We start from the raw sequence: 24031 nt of genomic DNA on the forward strand, positions 1-24031 counted from the left end.
GATACTATTTAGACTACTTTTGTCCTTGTTCTTCAGTATAAAGTCAGTATAATAGTACTTTGGATAAAAGGAGAATATTAATGAATAAGTCAACTAAAATAATTAGTGCTATCACTGCTATTGTAGTTGTAGCGGGTGGTGTGTACTTCGCTACATCAAAAAATAGTAGTTCAAATGATGGGAATCATGAGCATGCAAAATTAGGATTAGTTCTTGATGTAGGAGGAGTTGATGATCATTCATTTAACCAATCCGCTTGGGAAGGGGCAAAGTCTTATGCTAATTCAAATAATATGAAAGCAGGGCAAAATGCGCCAGTAACTTATTTTGCTACGGCTGATCATTCTGATTTAGATCAAAATTTTAATCTGGCTACGAAAAACAAAAAATATGATATTGTTTATGGTATTGGGTACTCTCTAAACCAATCAATTACGAAGTCTGCAAAACTTAACCCTAAACAGAAATTTGTGTTAGTTGATGATATTGTTTCAAATCAAAAAAATATTGCATCAGTTATGTTTCGTTCGGAACAATCCTCCTATCTAGCTGGTGTTGCTGCTGCAACAAAGGCTAAAGAAAATGGTGAGAAGTCAGTTGGGTTCATAGGTGGTATTCATGGTAATATCATTGACGCTTTTGATGCAGGATTTGAAGCAGGGGTTAAAGCAACAGATTCTTCATTAAATGTTGAAAAACAATATGCAAACTCTTTTACTGATTCAGCAAAAGGGAAGACAATTGCAGCAACAATGTATGCCTCAGGCATTAAAACCATTTTTGCTGCTGCAGGTTTTGTTGGGAATGGTGCATTTTCAGAAGCAAAAGCCGAGAATTCTAAGTTAAATGCTGATTCTAAAGATCGCTTATATATTATAGGTGTTGACCGTGATCAAAAAACTGATGGTAACTACACTTCTAAAGATGGTAAGAAGCAGACATCTACTTTGGCATCTTCTATCACGTCTGTTGGCGCTGGCGTAAAAAATGTTGCTGATGAATATAATAAGACAAAACAGTTTCCTGGTGGGAAAACTATAGCGTATGGTCTAAAAGAAAAGGGTGTGTTTTTAACAGAAAGCGAATTATCAAATTCTGAAAAAGAAGCTGTTCAAAAAGCAAAAGCAGAAATTATTAATAATCAAATTAAAGTACCTAATCATCCTGCGGGATCTGAATTCAACCAAAAATTTTAGCAGAAAAGCATCGATATTAGAATGCTTTTTTTTGTTATAATGGATTTAGTTTGTTTGGGAGGAAATATACCTATGGCATTTAATCAACAGATTTCTATTGAAGGGGATGCGACTTACCGTTTGAGTAAAGCTATAAAAAAATATACTTTAGGAGACTTGGGGTTTATTCCAAATAACGCTGGAACTTACGTATTACATCGTTCTTTAGAACCTGAGAAACCATTGGAAAATGCAATTCAATTAAAAGTTTCTGTGACTAAAGATTTGAGAGGCTTTAAATTAAGCACAGTGTCTGCTGGCGATATGGCACGTATTAATATTTTTAAAATGAATAATGATGACATGATTAAGCTATATGCTTTTTTTATTGATGAACTGATTGCACGAGGTGTAATAGAAAAGATTTAATATGACAAAATTTTACTTTGTACGACATGGTCAAACGGAATGGAATCTTGAAAAAAGATTTCAAGGTGGAAATGGAGATTCGGAACTTTTACCATCTAGTTATAATGATATGCTAAAAGTTGGAGAACATCTTGCGGAAATTAAATTTAGTCGAGTTTTTTCTTCACCAATTAGAAGAGCTCGAATTACAGCAGAAAATATTTTAGATGTTATCAATTATAGAGGGCGATTATCATTACGTTCTAACGTAGCAGAAGTTAATTTAGGCAAATGGGAAGGCGAACTTGTTGCAAATGTCAAGCAACGTTATCCAAAAGCGTATTATAATTACCGTGAAAATTTAGATCAATTTGAAGGCAAAGAGTTTGGTGGAGAAGGTTACACAAAAACAAAAAATCGATTTGTACGTTTTGTAAAAACAATTGCTCAGCAGTATCCTGACGATAACATTTTGATTGTGTCTCACGGAATGGCACTTTCATTTGGTATAAATGGTTTATTGAAAACACCACGTATGTCAATTAGAGAGCGTGGTGGATTAAGCAATACCTCTACTACTATTTTGTCAACAGAAGATGGGATAACATTTAAGGTAGAGGATTGGAATAATACAAGTTATCTCAATAAAGAACAAAATGATGCAACCACAATATAAAATGTAAAGAAAAGTGCAGTAAGTAAAACATGACATATGTAGACGAAGAATTAGAAAAAATATCTGGTACGTTACAGCACGTTGTATTTGCGTCTACAGATTCTTATTTCAAAATTTTGTCAATACAAATTGAGGAGTCAACACTTGATAATTGGCCCGAAACAGAAATTATTGCAACAGGTACATTTGCTGATGTTCAAGAAGGGAGCATGTATTCATTTTATGGACACTTAGTTAAACACCCTCGTTTTGGTCAACAATTGAAAGTTGTGAAATATGAATATGAAATGCCTCCAGATGAAAATGGCTTAATTAAATATTTTGCTAGTGGACAATTCAGCGGTATTGGTAAAAAGACAGCTGAGAAAATTGTTGATCATTTAGGTATTAACGCTGTTGATTTAATCTTGAATGATCCAACCATTCTAGAGGGTATTTTAAAACCAGTAACCTCTCAACGCTTAGTCAAAAATTTACAACTTAATTTAGGACTTGAGCGTCTTTTTCAAGTGGGTTCAAAATATGGTCTAGGGACAGATATTGCTGCTAGGTTATATGAGCAATACGGAAACGAGGCACAAGAAATTGTAGAACAAGATCCGTATAGATTAGTTTTTGAATTTGACGGTGTATCTTTTAAAATGGCGGATGCTATTGGTAAACAAATTGGCATAGAGACGTTAGATGATAGACGAGTACAATCTGCAGTCTATGCAGCAATTATGAATGTCACTTTCCAATATGGGCATACCTTTCTAACTTATGATCAATTGCAGCAAGCAACTCAACAACTTTTAAAGCTAGGAAATGTAAATGAATTTATTGATTATGCTATTCAAAAACTGATTACTGAAAAAGTTCTTGTAGAAGTGGAAAAGATGATTTTCCCGGTTCAACTATTTTCCGCTGAACAGCAAGTAGCAAAAAATTTGAAACGTTTAGTGACATCCGAGTCACCGATTCTAGTTGAAGATAGTCTAATTGATTCAGAATTTACTATTCCTGAAGGACTTGAACTAGATAACCTACAGGTAGCCGCTGTTAAATCAGGCTTGAAGGCACAAGTATTTTTATTAACTGGTGGGCCAGGCACAGGGAAAACAACTATTGTGAGAGCCATTGTTGCAACTTGGCAAAAAGTTCTGCAAAAAAAAGCAATCGGAATGTCAGATACAGCCTCCTTTTTAAAATCTAACCGCATTAAAATGGCATCGCCAACAGGCCGTGCCGCTAAACGTATGTCAGAGATAACAGGTCATGAAGCAACTACGATACATAGGCTATTAGGGATTACTGAATCAGGTAAGTCAGAGTTTGATTCGGAAAATCCAATATCTGGTGGTTTATTAATTATTGATGAAGCCTCTATGTTGGATATTGAGCTGACAGATAAACTCTTAAATGCCGTTCCAAATGGCATGAAATTAATTTTTGTTGGTGATTCGGATCAGCTACCATCAGTTGGCCCAGGAAATGTTTTAGCAGATTTATTAGGTAGTAACACATTACCCCACATTGAATTGAAAACCATTTATCGACAGGGTAGAGGTAGTAGTATCACTTCTTTGGCAGAAAATATTAAGTCAGGAAGTTTGCCACCTGATTTTACTGAAAATAAAAAAGATAGATCAACTTTTATGGTTCCAGCTGATGACATCGAGATAGCGATTAAACAAGTTATAAAAGCGGCGATAAAGAAGGGATTTACTCAAAATGATTTGCAAATACTAACGCCTATGTACAAGACGTCTGCCGGTGTTAATGAACTAAATGTGATGGCGCAGGAATTATTTAACTCACCTGAACAGTCGAAAAAATTTCTAGAATTAGGAAAGACGGTTTTCAGAGTAGGGGACAAAGTATTACAGCTAGAAAATGATAGTGAACGGGATGTCTACAATGGTGATATGGGAACAATTGTTGCAGTTCAGTCTAAACAAGACAAACAAAATGACGATCATGAAGACAGATTAATTGTTGATTTTGACGGCAAAGAATCGGTTTACTTAAGAAAAAACTTAAATCAATTGACTTTAGCTTATGCTACAACTATCCATAAAGCGCAAGGAAATGAATTTAAATTAGTTATCATGGCTTTGACATCTCAATTTGGCTTGATGCTAAATCGTAATCTATTGTATACAGGTATTACTCGAGCTAGAGAGGCACTAATCTTAGTAGGAGAATTATCTGCGTTTAAACGTGCAGCAACGACAACCGTACCGGAACGTTCTACGTTTCTAAAAAGTTGGCTAACTCAAAATAATAGTACAGCACACAAAACAGAAGTTGAACTTACTAATAGTGAAAATAAACTGGAAGATAATTTTCTTTTAACTGAAAAACAAGTGATGACGTTAGCAATCGACCCAATGATTGGTATGAAAGATGTTTCACCGTATGACTACATGCCAAACTAGGATTTGCCTGTTATAATAAAGAAAGAAAACAAATTGGAGAAAAGTTATGACAACCCCTAACTATCAATTATTTAGTCTTGGGAGCAATCCAGAGTTAGCATCAGAAGTTGCCAAATTATTAAATAAAGATTTATCTATAGTTGATATCAAACAGTTTGCAGATAATGAAATTTATGAACGTATTGAAGAGACTGTCCGTGGTTGTGATGTTTATGTATTACAAGGCATTTCCTCGCCAGTAAACGACAATTTTATGAAGTTAATGATATTTATTGATGCCGCAAGACGAGCGTCAGCAAAAACAATTAATGTTGTCATTCCTTATTTTGGTTATGCACGCTCTGATCGAAAAGCACGATCTCGTGAACCTATATCAGCTCGACTAATTGCCAATATGCTTGAATCTCAAGGTGTTAAACGAGTTATAACAATAGATTTACATACAGATCAATTACAAGGATTTTTTGATATACCAGTAGATCATTTGTTAGCTATGCCTACTTTAGCCCATTATTTTTATGAGCATAAATTATTGGGAGATGATTTGGTTGTTGTGGCGCCAGGTCATTCTAGTTTTAGTCGTGCTAGAAAATTAGCAGAAATACTCCATGCTGAATGGGCAGTAGTTGATCATAGAGTAAGTCAATTAAATCCTGACGCACCGTTTGGTGTTACTGGAAATGTTCTTGGTAAACGAGCTATTTTATTAGACGATATTATTGATACTGGGCAAAGCATTTTATTTGCTAGTAGAGCGTTGAAAGCGGCTGGGGTATTTGAAATTTATGCTGTTGCATCTCATGCAGTGTTGTCTGCGGATTCAGTATCAAAATTAAAGCAGGCTGATTTGAGGCAGATTATTGTCACTAATACGATTGAAATACCTAAGGAAAAGCAACTGGATAATTTAATTCAAGTTTCTGTTGCGTATCCTTTTGCTGAAGCAATACGTCGAGTTGATGCATTTGAAAGTATTGAAGATATTATGAAGAGTCCAGATAATCTGGATGTGAAATTATGAAGAAAATAAATATGGCACCATTGCTATCACCTGAGTGGGCTAATCAAGGTGAGTCATTTTTGACAACACAATACGGTGCATACATTAAATTAAAAACACAGAAGGTTCAATTATTACGACTAGAATTTGCAGAAAATTATTTAGGCCTTTCTTTTGTCATTACTGTGGATGATGTAAGAGAAAACATCATAATTGATAAAAACTTTTTATCAATTGTTTTACCAAATGATGATGAACATATTGTCGAAATCATTTTAAGAAATGTTGATGGGAACAACAGTTATTTTTGGGAACATCCAGTTATTATTAATAATATGCTCAGTGATGATGGACAAGTAATGCAATTAATTGAAGATGATGACTCATTTATCACCTTTGTTGGTGATTCAATTACGGCCGGTGAAGCAATGGCTACTGATGGGAATCATCCAGAATTAAGTTTTCCTTACTTAGTAGCCCAAGAATTAAAAAAGCCACTGAATAGAATAGCTTACGGTGGAACAGGCCTAACAGCAAATGCGCCATTTCAAACACCAAGTGCAATAGATGCGCTATGGCATGTTTCTAATAACGTTGAAAGGGTTCGAACTAAAACCAATTTAGTTGTTGTAAATTATGGCACAAATGATTTTAACTATCATGCCACTGATGAAAGTTTTGCCTTTGGGTTACGTATATACTTACTAGAGCTAATCAAGCGCTTCCATAATGCGCGCATTATCTTATTGATACCATTTAATGGGGCCTTTAAGCACATTATTGAAAAAGAGACGCAGAGATTTTCTTGTTTCGAAGTTGTTGATACAACAGGTTGGTTAGTTGATTTAAGTCATGTTCATCCAAATATTGAAGAACATAGCATCATTGCAAAAAATATTTTGAAAGGAATTTAAAAATGGTATATGCAGCAGACGACACGAGATATGAAAAATTACCTTATAGGAGAGTATCTGATTCAGGATTGATTTTACCAGCTGTTTCCTTTGGATTATGGCGTAATCTTGGTGATCAGATGCCACTGGAAAATTCGAAAAAAGTTATTTTAAAAGCTTTTGATAGTGGCATTTTTAGCTTTGATAATGCGTCTAATTATGGACCAAGTAACGGCACAGCTGAGGAGACTTTTGGGCAAATTTATCGAAGTGATTTAAAACCATATCGTGATGAATTGATTATTACGACAAAGGCTGGATATCACATGTGGCCTGGACCCTTAGGTGAATTTTCAGGAAAAAAAACACTAACGGCAGCTTTGGATTTGAGTTTAAAGCGTATGGGCTTAGATTATGTCGATATTTTTTATGCGCATCGTTGGGATCCTAATACTCGCTTAGAAGAAACGGCTCGAGCTATGGACTTAATGGTTAGACAAGGGAAAGCACTTTATGTTGGTGTCTCTAATTATGATGCTAACCAAACTAAAGCTATAGCAAAAATATTTGCTGATTTAGGGACACCATTTATTGGCAATCAAGTATCTTACAACATGTTAAATCGTACAGCAGAAGAAGATGGTCTTTTGGATACTTTAGATCAAAACCATGCTGGTTTAATTGCTTATGGACCACTTGCCGAAGGATTGTTGACTGATCGTTATTTGAAAGGCATTCCAGATGATTTTCCAATTCATCGTACGAATAGTGTTTTATTCAGTTCTGGAAAATCAGTACTTATGCAAAAGCTTAATCAACTGAATCATATTGCTGAAACAAGAGGTCAAAAATTATCACAGATGGCGCTGGCCTGGTTATTGAAAGATCATAGAGTTGCTAGTGTCGTTATCGGGGCAAGTAATGTTGACCATTTAGTTGATAATTTAGCATTCACTAAAAATAATCATTTTAGTGATGAAGAACTGACTCAGATAGAAAATATATTAAAATAAAAAAAGGTCGTAACATAATGTTACGACCTTTTTATTGTTCGACGAAACTTTTTCTAAAGTTATTTGGTGTAATCCCAGTAACTTCTTTGAAAGTTTTAACAAAATAGCTTGTTGTTGAGAATGACAAGCTATTTTGATACATCTGACAGTTTAGAATCAGAGACAGCAAGTAGTTCTTTTGCACGTTCGATCTTAGCATTTCTAATAAATTTCTTTATTGTTGAACCATATTGTTTTTTGAAAGCGGGATTAAGATTCTTTTTAGAAGAGTGAACTGATTTTGCAATATCATCTAGCGTAATATTTTGATAAATATTTTCATAAATATACGATTTTATACGAGTATGGAGTGGGAGAAACTGGTTTGTACGGAATACTCTTACTAATTTATAGTAATACCAAGCTAATCCTTTGGTTGTGTAAAGTAAGCTATTGATTTGCTTTGTTCTTTTAATTTCTACAATTAAGTTATTCATAATTTCGGATGAAAGATGTAGCGGATATCCCCATTGACCAATAGCTCGATTCAAAACAGAAATGTAGGCTATTAAGAAATTTTTATGGTGTCTCAATGGTTGATTAGATAGATCTTCGTTTTGAAAATAACTGGTGTAGTGTAGATGATTTAATGCGGCTATTAATTCACTTTCTCGTGAGCACACAATAGCCTTAATAATAGCCGTTTCAATTTCAAAAAATGTAAATTTTGATGCGGTATTATCAACATGTGATTCTGGAGACTGCATGTTATGAAAAATTATTTTATCATTTGAAATGATTTTGTCTGTATAATTACTATAAATTAGTTGACTAATTTGTTGTATTTTTGTTAATTGATCCACAATGCTTAACTGACCGTATAGTGGAAGCGAAGAAGTATAGTCAAACGCAAAGCAAATAAATTTTTGAGAGTCAACTTTGACTGAAATAACATAACCAGTTGTGTGCCCAAAGACATGGTAAATACTGCCTGATTGCTGAGTAATTAATTTTTTCAAGGAATTAATTACCTCAAAATGTATTTTTGATTTGGTCAAAAAATTAACTTTATTGTTAAAAATTAAAAAAGTCTCAGCATTGACAATATCCGCAAGTAAAAAATTTTTTTCCATGAATAAAAAACCTTATTACAAAATCATTTTCTAATTTTAAAAATGAGTACAATCATTGACTTTTTTAAATCATACGTACATTATTAAATTAAAATAGCTATATTCTCAAAGCATTATATTCTAAAAAGTAATATAGTTAAATACTATTTGTAAATAAAGTCTTTTATTTTGATATTAAAGTCCTTTTTTTGATATGATAAATCAGAATATATAACCGATAATGAATCTATACAGAGTTTTTTTTAATTTTTGTAACTTAGTTTACTGGGGGATTTTTTTTATATGAAAGAATTTTTATCTAGGGTGTATTGTTCACTCATTATTGTGCTAGTCTATGAAATTGGAATTCATATTGTATTACCAGGGACGGTAGTACAGGCCTACCTATCCAAAGATTTTATGAAAAGTGTAAGTTTAGTGACTGGTGGAGATTTATCTCACATGTCATTTTTCTCTTTAGGATTAGGACCTTACATGTCAGGTATGATTTTTTGGCGTGTCATTCAGTCATTAAATCAGGATAGAATTAGTAAGTTAACTGAAAATACAATTTTCTATTATAGAACCAGTTTGATATTAAGTATCTCGATAATCCAATCTCTTGGACTATCTATGACTATGAAATCAAGTATAAGTTTTGTTCATAGCCAATTGTTTAATGTTATCTTAGCGACAATGGTCTACACTACTGGCTCAATGTTTGTTTTGTGGCTTGTCGAATATAACTCTCAAAGTGGAATAGGTGGTCCTAGCCTTTTGATATTAGTAGGTATTTTGTCACGTATACCAGGAGCTGCTATATCCTTTATTAAAGAAAACTTAATTGTTGATCCTACAATTAATTCAATTATTACTTTTATTGTCGTTTTGATGGGAATTGTTTTGATGATTGGTATAATTTCTTTTATTCTAGATTCAGAATATCGGATACCAGTCCAAAGAATTATGATTCGTAATGAATTAGCTGCTCCAACGTATATTCCTATTAAGCTTCTTCCAGCAAATGCAATGCCATATATGTTTGGTTTGACCTTTCTATCGTTGCCTCAAATTATTTTTCCACTCTTGAAATCCTTGATACCATCGTTAAAAGATTCTGACATTAGTAACTTGACATCATTAAATAGCATAGAAAGTATAGTAACTTATTTAATAATATTAATTATATTAGGGTATGGATTTTCATTTGTTAATGTTAATCCTACTGAGATAAGCGAAGATTTACAAAAAAGTGGTGATTATATTATTAATGTACTACCGGGAAATTATACTCGGGAATACATAACCAAAAAATTGATGATGATAGCTACTATTGGCAATTTAGTTACAATAATATTAATAGGCGTTCCTTTAATGCTTAGTTTAATATGGTCTGAGTTAAGCTCATTTTCGTATATGTTTGGTAGTTTGTTAATTCTCAACTCAACAATTGTGTCGGTTAGTGATCAAGCTAAAGCGTTAATTCAGAAAGATAGATATCCAAGTATTTTACCCCATTAATGTGTTCAAAAATAAGGAGAATAGTATTGATATACTTCATACCAAGTTGGCAATCAATGTCTAATGGACCAACTGACTTCGATGATATTGTTCATCAGCTTAGAACTTTTCAAGAAAGTGATGTGGAATTTGAGTTAATTATACCCGTCTATCTGCCAAATATTAGGTATCAGTTGAATAGACAGGGATTAGATGATATTAAATATTGGTCAGTGTTCGATGAGCTACAAATTAGTAATAGTAACGTTGTAGGATTACCTACAAAATTGGAAAATTTAAAATTTCCTGATAATGCCAGATTTATATACACACCTTCATGTGTTATTATTTATGTCCAAAATAAATTATATGCAAAGGTCTTCTTTTCAGAGTTTGGTTTTATCGCTAGTGTAACTTACTTTTTTCAAAATCGTAAAATAAGACAGGCTGTTTTTGATGAAAGATCTTTTTTATCTAGTTGTATTTTCTTTGATAAAGATGAAAATGTCAAAAATGTTAATTATTTTGACGCACAGCATAACGTTAAAATCGAGTACAATCTCATTAATAATCAAACAGTATGCTTTGAGAATGGCACTCACCAGTTGTATCAGAATCTTGATAATTTGATACTTGAGAAAATTGAAGAGCATATTAGGAGTAATTCTCAATACAAAACTTTGATTATTTCTGCTAGCAAAGAAAATACTTATTTAACTCAACTATCAAAATGTGTTGACAAAACATTAATTTCTTTTTTTGATCAACGGTTTAATATAAACAATGAAAATGATCTTGTGCAGTATACAAAGATCGCAAATATTATGGTTGTGGATACTCTATTTCAAAGAAAAAGATTGGAAGAAAAATTACAACAATTAGGTTTAGAGAGTCATATCACCAAAATCAATGAGATACCACCGTTTGATACGAGACTTAAATTGGGAGAAAGTCAATCATCACCATATCAAAAAATTTATTGGTATTTAAATGAAATGGATCAAACAAGTATTGAAAAGGTAGCTCATCTTCTTGTAACTGAAATATCTGAGAGAGAAAGATTATCAATATTGATTGCTTCCAAAGAAAACGCCAAAATTGAATTAGTTATGGCTCAGATGTTTAGAAAAATTAAAGATCATTTTGATATTGACGAAGATTCATTAGTTTATCAAACTGTTTTTAAAAAAATAAATGATGAAAGTGAAAACAAATTAACTAATACAGAGTTTTCTGGTTTAGACGAAACATCAGAATGGAAAGATGCTAATGATGCAATTACAACGATGCAACGTTTACAGGGGGTTCTTATTACTTCAGAAAATGATGTCGTTAACGGCTTAAGGGATACTCGAATAGTTTTAGATTTAAATTCAGCTCCTGATGTTTTTGTACAATTATCTGCTATTAGTGTAGGAATACCACAAGTTAATGTTACTCATTCTGAATATGTTATAGATAAACAAAACGGTCTGTTAATCGATGAAATTATTAATCTTAAAGATGCATTGTCTTACTATTTAGATGATTTATATCATTGGAATGAGTCATTAGTTTACAATGTTGCGTTAATGGAAAAATATTCTGGTAAACAAAATATTCAACGTTGGATAGAGTTAATAAGAGGTTGATTATGAGGAAAATAAAAGTTCTCAATATAGGAGCAATTGACTTATTTGATAAGCAAATTAATAGACACGATGTTGCATTTCGTTTCATTAGCGTTAATGATACTGAGTTAATAAAAGATAAAGATACACAGGAAATATATTTTGATAAGCCGGTTGGAAAAAAGGTAATTTTACCTGATTATATTTTGCTGAGTCATTTAGATTTCCAACTAGATAAATCTTTCGAAATTCTGGATACGATTTTAAACCAAACAGTAAAAAACTATATTATTTTATATGATTCGCTGACAGTTACTAATTCGATAATAGTAGAACGTCTTAAACAGTATGAAGTAATAGGTATCGCAGTTAAGGATAGTGCGTCATTTATCGAGTATCTTTTAAAGTTCTTTTTTACGGGGCAAGAAGGTTCAAAATTATCAGTTGACAATACAGTAAGTCATTCAGAAAACAGCGAATCCGTGTTAGTCAACGGCCATGTATCAGTTGATTTTCAATTAACTGATACACAAAACTTTAGGCAGCTGCACTCATGGCGCTATAATTACGTTTTTCAAAAAAATAAGATAATTGAAATATGGTTAGAATATGAATCTGATGATTTTATAGAAGTAATGCTTTACCTATCACGTATTAGTCAAGATGGACAAAATATTAAACAAGTTATAGAAATAAAAGGTAAGGAACTTCAGAATCCTTATGTATTATCTGATTTTGATGCAGGAGATTTTCTGTTTTGCTCTGTATGTGCCAAAGGTGTAGGAAAATTGAAGATTGGTCAGTTACATATAAGACGATCTAGGGGAGAATTTGGAACGTTCTTTGTTAAAGGTAAAAGAATTGTTGATCATAAAAAACAAGAAATAATGACTTATTTTAACCCAGGGGATCGCAAGCCACCTTTAAATGTTTATTTTTCTGGGTACAGATCTGCCGAAGGATTTGAAGGGAATTTCATGATGCAAGATTTAGGTGCACCATATTTGCTTATAACAGATCCAAGAATTGAGGGTGGCGGTTTTTATTTAGGTAATGAGCAATTAGAAAATGGTATTATACAAAGCATTAAAGATACCCTATCATCATTAAATTTTGCAGAAAACGAACTAATACTTTCAGGTTTGTCCATGGGAACATTTGGTGCATTATACTATGCTGCGGATTTGAAACCACATGCAGTAGTAGTTGGAAAACCATTAGTTAATATTGGAAATGTAGCATTAAACGAACACACAATTAGACCGGGCGGCTTTCCTACGTCATTAGATGTGCTATATAACACAGAGGGTGGGAATGATAAAGATGCTGCTGAAAAATTGAATGAACGATTCTGGACCAAATTTAAGAATACTGATTTTAGAAACACTAAATTTAGTGTGGCATACATGAAAAATGATGATTACGATTTAACAGCTTTAAATGATATTCGCAATCTCTTTAAAAATGATGAGACTATGGTATTGTCTAAGGGATTTGTTGGTAGGCACAATGACAATAGTTATGCAATAAACATGTGGTTTATTAAACAATATAAAAATATTTTAAAAAATGATTTCAGGAGAAAAGATTAATCTGATGTCTAACATGATAAATTTAAAAAATAGCTATGCTTTTCAAATAATATGGGATACAAGTAATGGTAAAACATACAAGTATGGCGCTAATTTGAGTATAGACAAAAAATCAGTGATTTATCAAAACCCGTTGATGGCTCAAGCAGTTAAAATTCATACTTGGTTTTCTCAAACAGATTATCCGAATTTTCGTTTTTCACCAGCCCTACCCCTATTAAAATCTAGTCACCATTATGTTTTGGTTGTTGATTGTGTTATGATTCCAGAAAATTCTGTGTTTATACAACTCGATTTTTTTAATATTTTAAATGAAAAAGTTAACTCAATTGTTGCAGACTCTAATATAATTGAATTTATTTTCCCAAAAGAAGCGACACATTATGAAATAAGTATAGTTAATGCCTCTAATCAATTTTTAAAGTTTGAAAAAATATTGTTATTTGAATCAACTAATAATTTTCAAAAATATGCCTATGATGCTGATGCTAATCTCATTATAAGTGATAGAAATCAAATGATAGAAGAATCAGTTACGTTTAACAGTTTTCATAATCAGATTCTCACATTTTCAAATTTGAATGGTATGCTTGTTTGTAACCCTTTAATAGATTTTTTGGAAATTGATAGCATGTTAAACAGCAATAACTATCAACCAATTGAAAATATGGTGGAATATATCAATACGCTTTCCCCAAGTGTAAAATTAGTCGGACATGATGTTTTTAGTAGTATCTTGGCGATTATAATTGATCAAATTAGTACAAAAAAAGAATACACTGTTTGCACTAATTTTCGAGAATTGATTGATTCAGGAGATTATTTAAATGACGTTGCTACAAAAAAAGTATTAGATTGGTTCAAGTAATGGTTTTTAATGAAATCTTTTTATTTTTCTAATACTTTCATATTAAAGAAAGAGCGTAATTTATTCTAATTGAGTAAGGAAAAAATATGTTCAAAAAAATATTAACAAATTCAGCGCTAAAAAAATATTACAAAATTTTAGAGAAAGTTGAAAAAAAATCTGATGCCTACCAATTAATGAGTGACAATCAATTAAAAGATCAAACGAAAAAGCTAAAGCAAAGATTAGTTAATGGGGAGACATTAGATGATATTTTACCTGATGCATTTGCCACTGTTAGAGAGGCAGATAGAAGAGTATTAGGTATGTTTCCATTTGCTGAGCAAATTTTAGGGGGCATAATATTACACAGTGGAAACGTTGCAGAAATGAAAACAGGTGAAGGAAAAACATTAACTGCTACTATGCCTCTGTACTTGAATGCTTTATCAGGTCGTGGAGTGATGTTGATCACAGTTAATGAATACTTAGCTGCAAGAGATGCTAAAGAAATTGGACCTGTTTTTGAGTGGTTAGGGCTTAAGGTAGCCACTGGGGTTCCAGAAGAAAATCAAAGTGAAGATGATTTAGATAAAAAAGAAATATATAGTTCTGATATCATTTATACAACAAATTCTGGGTTAGGATTTGATTACTTATTCGAAAATCTAGCCGAAAATGAAGATGACAAAAATATTAGAGAGTTTAATTATGCAGTTATAGATGAAATTGATGCTGTTTTACTAGACATGGCTCAAACACCTCTTATTATTTCCGGAGCACCTCGAGTTCAATCAAATTTATATCAAGTCACTAACTACTTTATTGAAACTTTAAAAATTAACGAAGATTATGAGTTAGATGAGGAAAAAAAGCATGTCTGGTTAACCGAAAATGGTATAACGCATGCTGAATCTTTTTTTGGTATAGACAACATTATGTTGAAAGAGAGCGAGGAGTTATATAGATACGTTATGTTGGCTTTAAAAGCTCATTTTCTATATCAAAGAAATAAAGATTATGTTGTTGAAAATGGCGAAATTATTCTTTTAGATATTACAAATGGTAGGAAATTAACAGGGACTAAGTTACAGGCTGGTATACATCAATCTATTGAAGCTAAAGAAAATATAGAAATTACAATTGAAAGTCGAGCAATGGCTTCGATCACGTATCAAAATCTTTTCCGAATGTTTAGAAAATTATCTGGTATGACGGGAACTGGTAAGACAGATGCTGAAGAGTTACGAGATATGTATAACATGAATGTGATTGTTGTGCCAACGCATAAACCTATTCAGCGTATTGATAAAGAGGACAGTATATATTTTGATTTAGAAAGTAAAATTATTGATTCTGTTGAACAAATTAAATATTTTCATGAAAAAGGACAGCCTGTTTTGCTTGGTAGTGGTTCTGTAACGATGTCTGAACTATATTCAAGAATATTGTTACGTGAAGGTATTCCTCATAGTGTTTTGAATGCACGAAATGTTGCATTGGAATCTCAAATAATAAAAGAAGCTGGTAGAAAGGGCGCAGTTACAGTTGCTACAGCTATGGCTGGTAGAGGAACAGATATAAAAATTAGCAAAGAAGTTGATGATCTAGGTGGCCTAGTTGTGATTGGTACTGAGAGAATGGAAAGTAAACGAATTGATAATCAATTGCGTGGTCGCTCTGGTAGACAAGGTAACAAAGGACACAGTGAATTTTTTGTTTCATTGGATGATACGGTACTTTTACAATACGGACCGCAATGGTTAAAAAAGTACATTGACAAAAACAAAAACAAAAAAATTTCTAAGCTAACTGGTCGTAAATTTAAAAAGATAATTGACCGTGCGCAAAAAAGTGCTGAGAGCCAAAATAAATCCTCTAGAATGCAGACATTAGAGTTCGATGAAGTTTCGAGAATACAACGTGAAAAAGTGTATGAGGTAAGAAATTTTCTTTTACAAGATGGAAATGAGTATAGTCAAATTCTGATTGGCATGGCTGAGGAATGGTTTTCGAAAATTGTTAGTACATCAAAATTTAATCGTCATACATTGTTAAATTTTATTGTCAATAATTTAGACTATCAATTTGATCGGAATGCAGAAGCTTTTAGACTAATTGATTACACTGATACTAAAACTATTCAAAATTTTTTAGTAGATTTTTTCAAAAAAGGTTTAATGCAGAAAAAAGATCAGATTAGTAGTGATTTTCAATTTAAATATTTTCAAAAACTAATCATTCTGAAAGCCATAGATACCCAATGGGTTGAAGAAGTTGATAATCTTCAGCAGCTGAAGACAATTGTCACAAATAGAAATCTAGCACAACATAATCCGGTTTATGAATATCAAATCGAAGCTAAAAAGTCTTTTGACATTATGATTAATAAGATCTATGAACAATCCGTGTCAGGATTTATGCTTAGTGAATTAGCTTTGCAAGAAGATGGGACAGTGGAAGTAGAGTTTGCATAGACTAGGAAAAGAGGGGGGAAGTTAATATGACAGTTTATAATTTTAATTTAGCATTAGGATGGGCTAGTAGTGGGGTTGAGTACGCCCAAGCATACAGGGAAAATGTTTTTCGACAATTAGGCATAAATTCTAAATTTGTATTTGCAGAATTAATTCTAAATGGCAATATATTTGATATGGCAGACAGAATAGGAATGGATATCGACAACGTAATGCCCATTCATTTTTACTTTACTGATTTAAAACCATCTAAATCGGTCTTTTCACTGGATATGTTTGAAGAGACAATTGATTTAGATGATTTCCATAAAGTTATTACTGCAGATGTTGTGACCTACGAATCGGAAGGCACGTTTTTACGAGTAGGACTCGATCAAATTCACAACAACATTGATTATATAGATTATGTAAAAAATGGCTTTTTAATTAGGAAAGATCATTACACATATACTAAGACTTTTTCCGAATATTATGTTCCTGTAGACAACAGAGCAGAGTTATTCAAACGCACTTTTTTTAATGAAGATGGTACTGTAGCTTATGAACAGATTATAGATCATGGTGACGTAACATATGTGATTAATTCAGTTATCTTATATTCTGAGTTTGAGTTTGTGGATTACTTTGTTAGTCAATTAAAACTTACTAGTAGTGATGTATTAATTATAGATCGAGAACAATATATTGCTCCTGCAGTTTTCAAGTACAAAAGAGACGCTAAAGTTGGGGTAGTTATACATGCTGAGCACTATAGTGCCAATCAGACAGATGAGCGTCATGTTGTTTGGAATAATTTTTATGAGTATCAATTTACGAATGCTTCTGAAATTAACTTTTTTATTACAGCTACAAAAAAGCAAAAGAAAGTCCTCGAACAGCAGTTTAAGCATTATGAAAATATTGATCCAAAAGTTTACGCTATTCCAGTGGGTAGTTTAGATAAGTTAAGAGGTAAAAGGCATCGTCGGACTGAAAATCAATTAATGACAGCTTCTCGTTTAGCTAGCGAAAAGCATGTGGACTGGATTGTAAAAGCTGTTTTGAAAGTTCATGAAACTATACCTAACGTTACATTGGATATTTTTGGAACAGGTGGGGAAGTAGCAACTCTAGAAACTCTGATTAAAGAAAATAACGCTGAAAGTTTTATTAAATTAAAAGGACATCAAGATTTGACTGAAATTTACAAATCTTATTATGGTTATGTTTCTGCATCACAAAGTGAAGGATTTGGCTTAACTTTACTAGAGGCAATCGGCTCCGGTCTCCCTATAGTAGGGTTTGACGTACCATATGGTAATCAAGAATTTATAGATGAATCTCAAAATGGGTACCTTGTTTCATATAATGCTAACATTCAAGATAACATTCAATCACTTCAGTCAGGCATAAAAAGTTTGTTAGGTACTTCAGAGCATACGAATCTAAAAAAACATTCATATCAAAAAGCGGAATATTATTTGTCTAAAAATATTAAAGCATTATGGAATACCTTGTTAGAAGAGGAAGTGGGAGAAAAAAACAATGATTAATTTATTTGAATATATTGATGAAAAAGCTTCGGACTTATTATGGTCTCTGAATGATTCAAATATCAAAAATAAGTCAGTTGTAGTTTTTGATAACGGATGGCTGAACGAGAACATTATCTCACCGTTTAGTTTTTATTCTTCTGCTTATAGTAATACCAATGGGAAGCCACTATTTTTCAATGATGTACCAGTCCCTAGATTTTGGGGTATCAGAGGGAATGATCAGTTGGCTGAAATTTATAATGATGATGCTATAATGGGGAAAATTTTTTATCATGAAGGACGAGTTGTAGAGCGCGTTGAATGGTGGCATAACTCTGGAGAAACAAAGTTTATAGATTATTACAATAAATTTGGACATTTATTTGCGAAAACATATTTTCATGGTAATAAACCAACGCAAAAATCGTATTTTTCTCCAAGTAATAAGGAAATTATTATTCATAATTTGCAAACTGATCAAATTTTGCTAAATACTGATCGATCCCCTCAATTATTTTCCAGTGTAACTGATTTCGTTTGTTTCTTTATAAAAAATAATTTAGAGATAAAGGATTACGAACGGATTATTTATAATTCTTTGTCCATACCGCTATTTGTTATTAATCAGCTTGGTAAAGATGTCAAGGCAGCACTTATTTGGGATGAACCTATGCCACAAGGGATACCAGGCAACATGATGAATATTCTAACCAATTATGACTCTAATACAAGACGTATCTTTTTCCAAAGACAATCAGATATACGAGAATTGCAAAAAAATACTCATATAAGAAGAAAAAATATTGTATCTTATCTGGGAAAACTATACGCGTATCATTCTGTATTACCTAAAAAAACGGTAAAAGACTCTGCGGTAATTGTCACAAATTCAGATTCTATTTGGCATTTACAAGAATTAGTAGAAGCACTTCCTAATATTCAATTTAAAATTATGGCCTTAACTGAAATGTCTCAAAAATTAATGCATTTTGAGATGTACCACAATGTTAACCTTGTACCAGCTGCAACGGTAAATGATATTTTGAATTCTGTTAATAAGTCTGATTATCTTTTGGATATTAATGATGGTACAGAAGTTTTAAATGTTTTAAAACAAGGATTCTTGTCACATACGCTTATTTTTGCAGCAAAATCAGTTGCCCATAATCTTAATTATGTTTCTGAAAACAATATTTTTTCTGATAATCACTATCAAATGATGATTGATAAAATCTCACAAACAGCTGACAACAGTTTGGCATTTGATGAAGCGTTAGCGAAACAAGAAAATCTGTTTGGAATACAAGGAAATCAAGAATTATATTATAAACATTTACAAAATTTTTAATTTTAAAATCAAAGAGGATGTATATTATATGAAAAAGTGGATTACAGACATTATTCAAGCTGAAGATGCGGGTGCAACATACAAAGCTAAAAATGACATTGCTAACTTTGCAGAAGAAATTGGATTAAGAAAACTTTCAATTTTTAGATATGATTCTGCACATGAACGTTCAGAAGAAATACATTCTCGCATTGATGGTATCACAGCACCTGTAAAAAGAGGCGATATAGTATATTACCAATTTCCAACATATAATGGTGTCAGATTTGAACAGTTTTTCATAGAGCATATGGATGTTCGTGGCGCAAAAATGGTTGCAATAGTTCATGATATTGAATTTTTGAGGTTTCCTTCCAATACTAAGTTCGATGAAATCAAGTATTTGAATAGATTTTCAGTTGTTATTGTTCATAATAAATTTATGGCTGAAGTATTAAAAAATAGTGGTTTAAACACTAGCATTATTTCACTAGACATATTTGATTATGCTGTTAACGATAAAATTTTAGATCGAGAAGAAATTACTAAGCAAGTTATTATAGCTGGATCTTTGGATAAATCTTTGTATTTAAAAAAATGGGATTATGAAACACCAGTAATTGCTTACGGATTACAACCTTCTTTTCAATTAGGACCTTCAGTAAAGTACATGGGGGCTCTCGCACCTGAGTCAGTTGCTCAAAATTTACCTGCGGGGTTTGGATTAGCTTGGGATACAAATACAAATGCTTATGAAAATAGTGAAAATTATGCTAAATATAATAATCCTCACAAGGTTAGTTTATATTTGGCCAGTGGTTTGCCCGTCATTGTAAAGAAAAATACAGCAATAGCTAACATTGTAGTAACATATAATTTGGGTATTATTATTGATTCACTTGAGGATCTTGACACGAGTTTAAGTCAAATAGATGAAAAACAAATGCGTAGTATGTTGATAAGTGTTAATAATTTTAGAAAATTATTATCTGATGGTTATTACACAAAGCGTGCTATAGCAATGGCCGAATTTCAAGTCGTAATGGGCTTTTCGGATAAGGAGATATAATTTGATGTCGAATGATGAAGATAAAAATAAAAAAGTTTCAATATTAAATGAAGATATACAAACTAAAATAGATTATGAAAAAGAAAATATAATACGTGCTAATAAAAAGAAAGGATTAGGTAAGGCACAACTTTTTTTTACAATAATAATGGGGCTAGTTGTTTTATTTGGAATTGTGTACACATTAGTTTCGCAATTAAAGTAATGTGAAATCAGTTTTTGGGGGATGACGATTATGAAAGATAAAATTTTTTATTCTGGTGTAAATGCTATCTATCCAGATATTGCTTCACTTGATTTGCAAATTAGTACAAATATGGTAAATGTTGCTTTTGACCGTGAAAGGTTGGAAGAAATTAGACGTTCTAGAAATATTTCTGTTAACAATATGGCCAAAAGAATAGGATTAAGTCGTTCACGATATTACAGATGGCTGGATAATGAAATTGATTTACCAATGGATCTACTAATTAGTATGCAAAAGCTTTTAGTTTTAACCGATTATGAGTTTTTATCGTTATTTGGTCAGCCTAATGATGAATATATTCAAGTAACAGCAATGTTAGCTTATAATGCACTGTTATTGACTGAAGATAATTGTCTTGTTTTGAGGGATAATTTGGTCAAACATCAAAATAGTAGTTTGAAGAATGATCCGTATTTATTATTATTAGATTTTTCAAATTTATGTATTTTTTACGTTAAAGAAGATTGTGATGACGAATTTAATCAGTTATTTGATCACTTGATAAATTTAATTTTTATAAGAGATATTTGGACAACGATTGATGCATTAGTTTTAGTTACAATGGCATATATGTCTCCAAAGAGAGTTTTTCCGTTTTTTTCAGAATTATTAAACATTCTCGGGAATTTAAAATTTACAATTAGTTCCAAACACAGATTTTTTTTAATATTTGATTTATTTTGTATTGCAGTTAATGCTGACAATAAAAAATTGTCTTTTGAAAGTTTTCAAAAATTAAATATGGTTAGTTACGGTGTTAATGACTGGAAAATGTCTTTTGTAAATGAGATGTCACATATTATGATTGATAATTGGGACGATAGGGATAATGCAGTTATAAAATTAAAAAAGCTTGTAAACAACATTTTATTTTTAAACGATAAAAACTTTGAAGAAAAAGTAAATCATTTAATTAATAATTACAGCAAATAAAAATGTCCCATTAATGGGACATTTTTATTTGCTGTAATTATTAAAGTTAAAATAGAAAATAATAACCTAATTACATTGAAGGAAGATATATGAAAAGATTAAAATTAGCCAGATCTCAAGAATCTAAAACACGATTCAAGATGTATAAATCTGGTAAACAGTGGCTATTCTCCGGTTTGACGATGATCGGTGGCTTAGTAGGGTCACAATTAGTGGGTAATACCTCAGTATCAGCTGACACAACAAGTGATACATCAGGAACCACTAAGGAAAATACAAGTGACACGCTGGTTACCAAAACAACAGCAACAATTCCAGCTGATAAAAGTATCGCAAATAGTAATGCTAACACAGCAGCAAGTGCAAGCCCAGCAAGTACAACGACAGCTGCTTCGACATCAAGTGTCGCAACAGCAATAGATAGTCATTCACTATCAACTAGTGCTTCAGTTTCACAAAGCATGTCAGTGGTGAGTGAATCAACTAGCTTATCAGCTTTTACAAGTACTTCAGCATCATTGAAGGATTCAACATCCGTTAGTGATTCAGCATCGGTTAAACAAAGTCAATCACATGATAGTTCAAAGAGTAGTACGACTGATCAAGTTAAGCAAAGTACTACAGGTAGTACACAAAATAGTACTTTAGGGACATCAACAGTTGTCGCACCAGTGACAGCACCAGTGGCTAATCAGACAACAGCAGCTGTTAATCAAGAAGTTGCACAATTACAAACAAAATTGCAAGATGGCAAGACAGTTGCCTTTGACCAAAAGGCCAATGAGTTGGTGATTTCAATGCCACGAACAGCCGTTGTGCCAATTTTGACAACAGCTGAAAAAACAGCTGCTAGTAATGCTGCTCAAAAAATAGGAGCGGTTGTGCGAGTTGATTCAAGTAATTCAACAGATGAACATTCTAATATACCATCGCAGTATAAGAGTGTCTCAAAAGAGAATAATAGTGAAGGCGTTGTGAAATATCTCACAGCGAATAATTTGATTAATTCAGTGTCAATTAACAATGCGGATTTTAAAAATACATTAAAAAATTCTCACACAGCATTGTTAGCAACAGCTCCTCAGTATGATAAACCTTCTAAAGCTCCAATTTGGTTTTTGTTCATGTATTGGAGATCTGGTTTTATTCAACAACCACAAAGCTTAAACACTGTTGTTAATAAAAGTTACAGTTTATTCGGAGAAACAACACCTTCTTTCTATAGTACTAGTTATCAGTGGTATGTACGCAATCCCGTAACGGGGCAGTGGTCTACAGTTAATGGTGGAACGTCATCGACTTTAACGACTACTCAATCCACTGCTGGCAAATATTATTATCAATTGCAAGCACAAATAAACAGACCATTTAGATCAACGCTATGGCTATGGTCACAAGTAGTAGCGGTAAATGTTGAGCAACAACAAGTTAATGCAACAGGTATAATCGCATCACTTGATAATAATTATTTGTGGTCAGGTACAGGTCAAACAACCTATGCGCATGTCACAACAACCCCATCAAACGCAACATCAAAAGTCACCTGGACAACTAGTAATCCATCAATTGCAACTGTGGATCAATATGGACAAGTAACTGCAGGAAACAACAATGGGCAGGTGCAAGTAATAGCTACTGTTACTAATCCTGATGGCACGAGTCATTCATCTTCTGTCAATTTGACTATTGGAAGAGGACTAGAAAATCAAACTGTTACAGAACGAAATAGTGCACAATTTAATGTCCAAGGTGTTAACGTCCCATCTGGTGCAAGTGTAAAGTATGAGTGGCATAAAAAATCAGCAATTGGTGGGCGCGATACTGTAGTTGCCACTGGCCCTTCATCGTTATATACTACACCAGCTACCACCATGCAAAATAATGGTGATAAATATTATGTCAACGTAAATGTGACATACAATGGAACTACAAAACAATTAACTTCCAATACAGCAACATTGACAGTGATACCAAGTGCAAGTGACAGTGCTTCAATCAGTGCAAGTACAAGTACTTCAACAAGTACTGCAAGTGCAAGCAATTCAGCAAGCACAAGCACCTCAACAAGTACTGCAAGTGACAGTGCCTCAATCAGTGCAAGTACAAGTACTTCAGCAAGTACTGCAAGTGACAGTGCTTCAATCAGTGCAAGTACAAGTACTTCAGCAAGTACTGCAAGTGACAGTGCTTCAATCAGTGCAAGTACAAGTACTTCAGCAAGTACTGCAAGTGACAGTGC

The 24031-nt window shown here is 32.6% G+C and carries 19 protein-coding genes; 18 read left to right on the forward strand and 1 reads right to left on the reverse strand.

All coding sequences use genetic code 11. The features are described from left to right. The first annotated feature begins 80 nt into the window (after nucleotides 1–80). The 7 genes from K5Q12_RS04570 to K5Q12_RS04600 all read left to right on the forward strand — a co-directional run bounded on the left by K5Q12_RS04570 (nucleotide 81) and on the right by K5Q12_RS04600 (nucleotide 7585). Nucleotides 81–1196 (forward strand): BMP family lipoprotein, encoded by a 1116-nt coding sequence (locus tag K5Q12_RS04570; RefSeq protein ID WP_220742535.1) that lies wholly within the window; start codon nucleotides 81–83, stop codon nucleotides 1194–1196. Nucleotides 1197–1268: 72 nt separating this feature from the next. After that, nucleotides 1269–1604 carry a DUF1831 domain-containing protein gene (locus K5Q12_RS04575; protein WP_220742536.1) on the forward strand — a complete coding sequence of 112 codons (336 nt, stop codon included), beginning with the start codon at nucleotides 1269–1271 and terminating at the stop codon, nucleotides 1602–1604. A 1-nt stretch (nucleotide 1605) separates the two neighbouring features. After that, nucleotides 1606–2259, forward strand: coding sequence for a histidine phosphatase family protein (locus K5Q12_RS04580; protein WP_220742537.1), 654 nt, complete (start codon nucleotides 1606–1608; stop codon nucleotides 2257–2259). A 29-nt stretch (nucleotides 2260–2288) separates the two neighbouring features. Then, on the forward strand, nucleotides 2289–4679 hold the full coding sequence (gene recD2, locus K5Q12_RS04585; RefSeq protein ID WP_220742538.1) for an SF1B family DNA helicase RecD2: 2391 nt from the start codon (nucleotides 2289–2291) through the stop codon (nucleotides 4677–4679). A 46-nt stretch (nucleotides 4680–4725) separates the two neighbouring features. Further along, nucleotides 4726–5700: a ribose-phosphate diphosphokinase gene (locus K5Q12_RS04590; protein WP_220742539.1), complete on the forward strand. Its 975-nt coding sequence runs from the start codon at nucleotides 4726–4728 to the stop codon at nucleotides 5698–5700. Continuing rightward, a complete protein-coding gene (locus K5Q12_RS04595; protein ID WP_220742540.1) occupies nucleotides 5697–6593 on the forward strand; it encodes a GDSL-type esterase/lipase family protein in 897 nt (298 codons plus the stop codon). Before K5Q12_RS04590 ends, K5Q12_RS04595 begins: the two co-directional genes overlap by 4 nt. 2 nt (nucleotides 6594–6595) lie before the next feature. After that, nucleotides 6596–7585 carry an aldo/keto reductase gene (locus tag K5Q12_RS04600; protein WP_220742541.1) on the forward strand — a complete coding sequence of 330 codons (990 nt, stop codon included), beginning with the start codon at nucleotides 6596–6598 and terminating at the stop codon, nucleotides 7583–7585. Nucleotides 7586–7713: 128 nt separating this feature from the next. On the opposite strand, the gene K5Q12_RS04605 is transcribed toward K5Q12_RS04600, so the two are convergent. Then, on the reverse strand, nucleotides 7714–8697 hold the full coding sequence (locus K5Q12_RS04605) for an AraC family transcriptional regulator (protein ID WP_220742542.1): 984 nt from the start codon (nucleotides 8695–8697) through the stop codon (nucleotides 7714–7716). 282 nt (nucleotides 8698–8979) lie between these two features. Between K5Q12_RS04605 and secY2 the strand changes: the two genes are divergently transcribed. From secY2 to K5Q12_RS04660, 11 genes are all read left to right on the forward strand, one after another. After that, nucleotides 8980–10197 (forward strand): accessory Sec system protein translocase subunit SecY2, encoded by a 1218-nt coding sequence (gene secY2 / locus K5Q12_RS04610; protein ID WP_220742543.1) that lies wholly within the window; start codon nucleotides 8980–8982, stop codon nucleotides 10195–10197. Between the two features lie 26 nt (nucleotides 10198–10223). Then, nucleotides 10224–11807: an accessory Sec system protein Asp1 gene (gene asp1, locus K5Q12_RS04615; RefSeq protein ID WP_246570495.1), complete on the forward strand. Its 1584-nt coding sequence runs from the start codon at nucleotides 10224–10226 to the stop codon at nucleotides 11805–11807. A gap of 2 nt (nucleotides 11808–11809) precedes the next feature. Further along, nucleotides 11810–13378 carry an accessory Sec system protein Asp2 gene (gene asp2 / locus K5Q12_RS04620; RefSeq protein WP_220742545.1) on the forward strand — a complete coding sequence of 523 codons (1569 nt, stop codon included), beginning with the start codon at nucleotides 11810–11812 and terminating at the stop codon, nucleotides 13376–13378. Nucleotides 13379–13382: 4 nt separating this feature from the next. Continuing rightward, the gene (gene asp3 / locus K5Q12_RS04625; RefSeq protein WP_220742546.1) at nucleotides 13383–14246 is read left to right on the forward strand and encodes an accessory Sec system protein Asp3; all 864 of its coding nucleotides are present in this window, start codon (nucleotides 13383–13385) and stop codon (nucleotides 14244–14246) included. A gap of 86 nt (nucleotides 14247–14332) precedes the next feature. Beyond that, nucleotides 14333–16702, forward strand: a complete 2370-nt coding sequence (gene secA2 / locus K5Q12_RS04630; RefSeq protein ID WP_220742547.1) for an accessory Sec system translocase SecA2 — start codon at nucleotides 14333–14335, stop codon at nucleotides 16700–16702. A 26-nt stretch (nucleotides 16703–16728) separates the two neighbouring features. Then, entirely contained in the window at nucleotides 16729–18234 is a 1506-nt protein-coding gene (gene gtfA, locus K5Q12_RS04635) for an accessory Sec system glycosyltransferase GtfA (RefSeq protein ID WP_220742548.1), read from the forward strand. Next, on the forward strand, nucleotides 18227–19564 hold the full coding sequence (gtfB, locus tag K5Q12_RS04640) for an accessory Sec system glycosylation chaperone GtfB (protein WP_220742549.1): 1338 nt from the start codon (nucleotides 18227–18229) through the stop codon (nucleotides 19562–19564). Before gtfA ends, gtfB begins: the two co-directional genes overlap by 8 nt. Before the next feature lie 28 nt (nucleotides 19565–19592). Further along, nucleotides 19593–20612: a glycosyltransferase gene (locus K5Q12_RS04645; RefSeq protein WP_220742550.1), complete on the forward strand. Its 1020-nt coding sequence runs from the start codon at nucleotides 19593–19595 to the stop codon at nucleotides 20610–20612. A gap of 4 nt (nucleotides 20613–20616) precedes the next feature. After that, complete coding sequence (locus K5Q12_RS04650; protein ID WP_220742551.1) at nucleotides 20617–20817, forward strand: hypothetical protein; 201 nt, start codon at nucleotides 20617–20619, stop codon at nucleotides 20815–20817. 30 nt (nucleotides 20818–20847) lie between these two features. Beyond that, nucleotides 20848–21792, forward strand: a complete 945-nt coding sequence (locus K5Q12_RS04655) for a helix-turn-helix domain-containing protein (RefSeq protein WP_220742552.1) — start codon at nucleotides 20848–20850, stop codon at nucleotides 21790–21792. 89 nt (nucleotides 21793–21881) lie between these two features. After that, on the forward strand, nucleotides 21882–24031 hold a 2150-nt coding region (locus K5Q12_RS04660; RefSeq protein ID WP_220742553.1), incomplete at its 3' end, for an Ig-like domain-containing protein.

The organism is Leuconostoc palmae, from assembly GCF_019656075.1.
GTDB classification, from domain to species: domain Bacteria; phylum Bacillota; class Bacilli; order Lactobacillales; family Lactobacillaceae; genus Leuconostoc; species Leuconostoc palmae.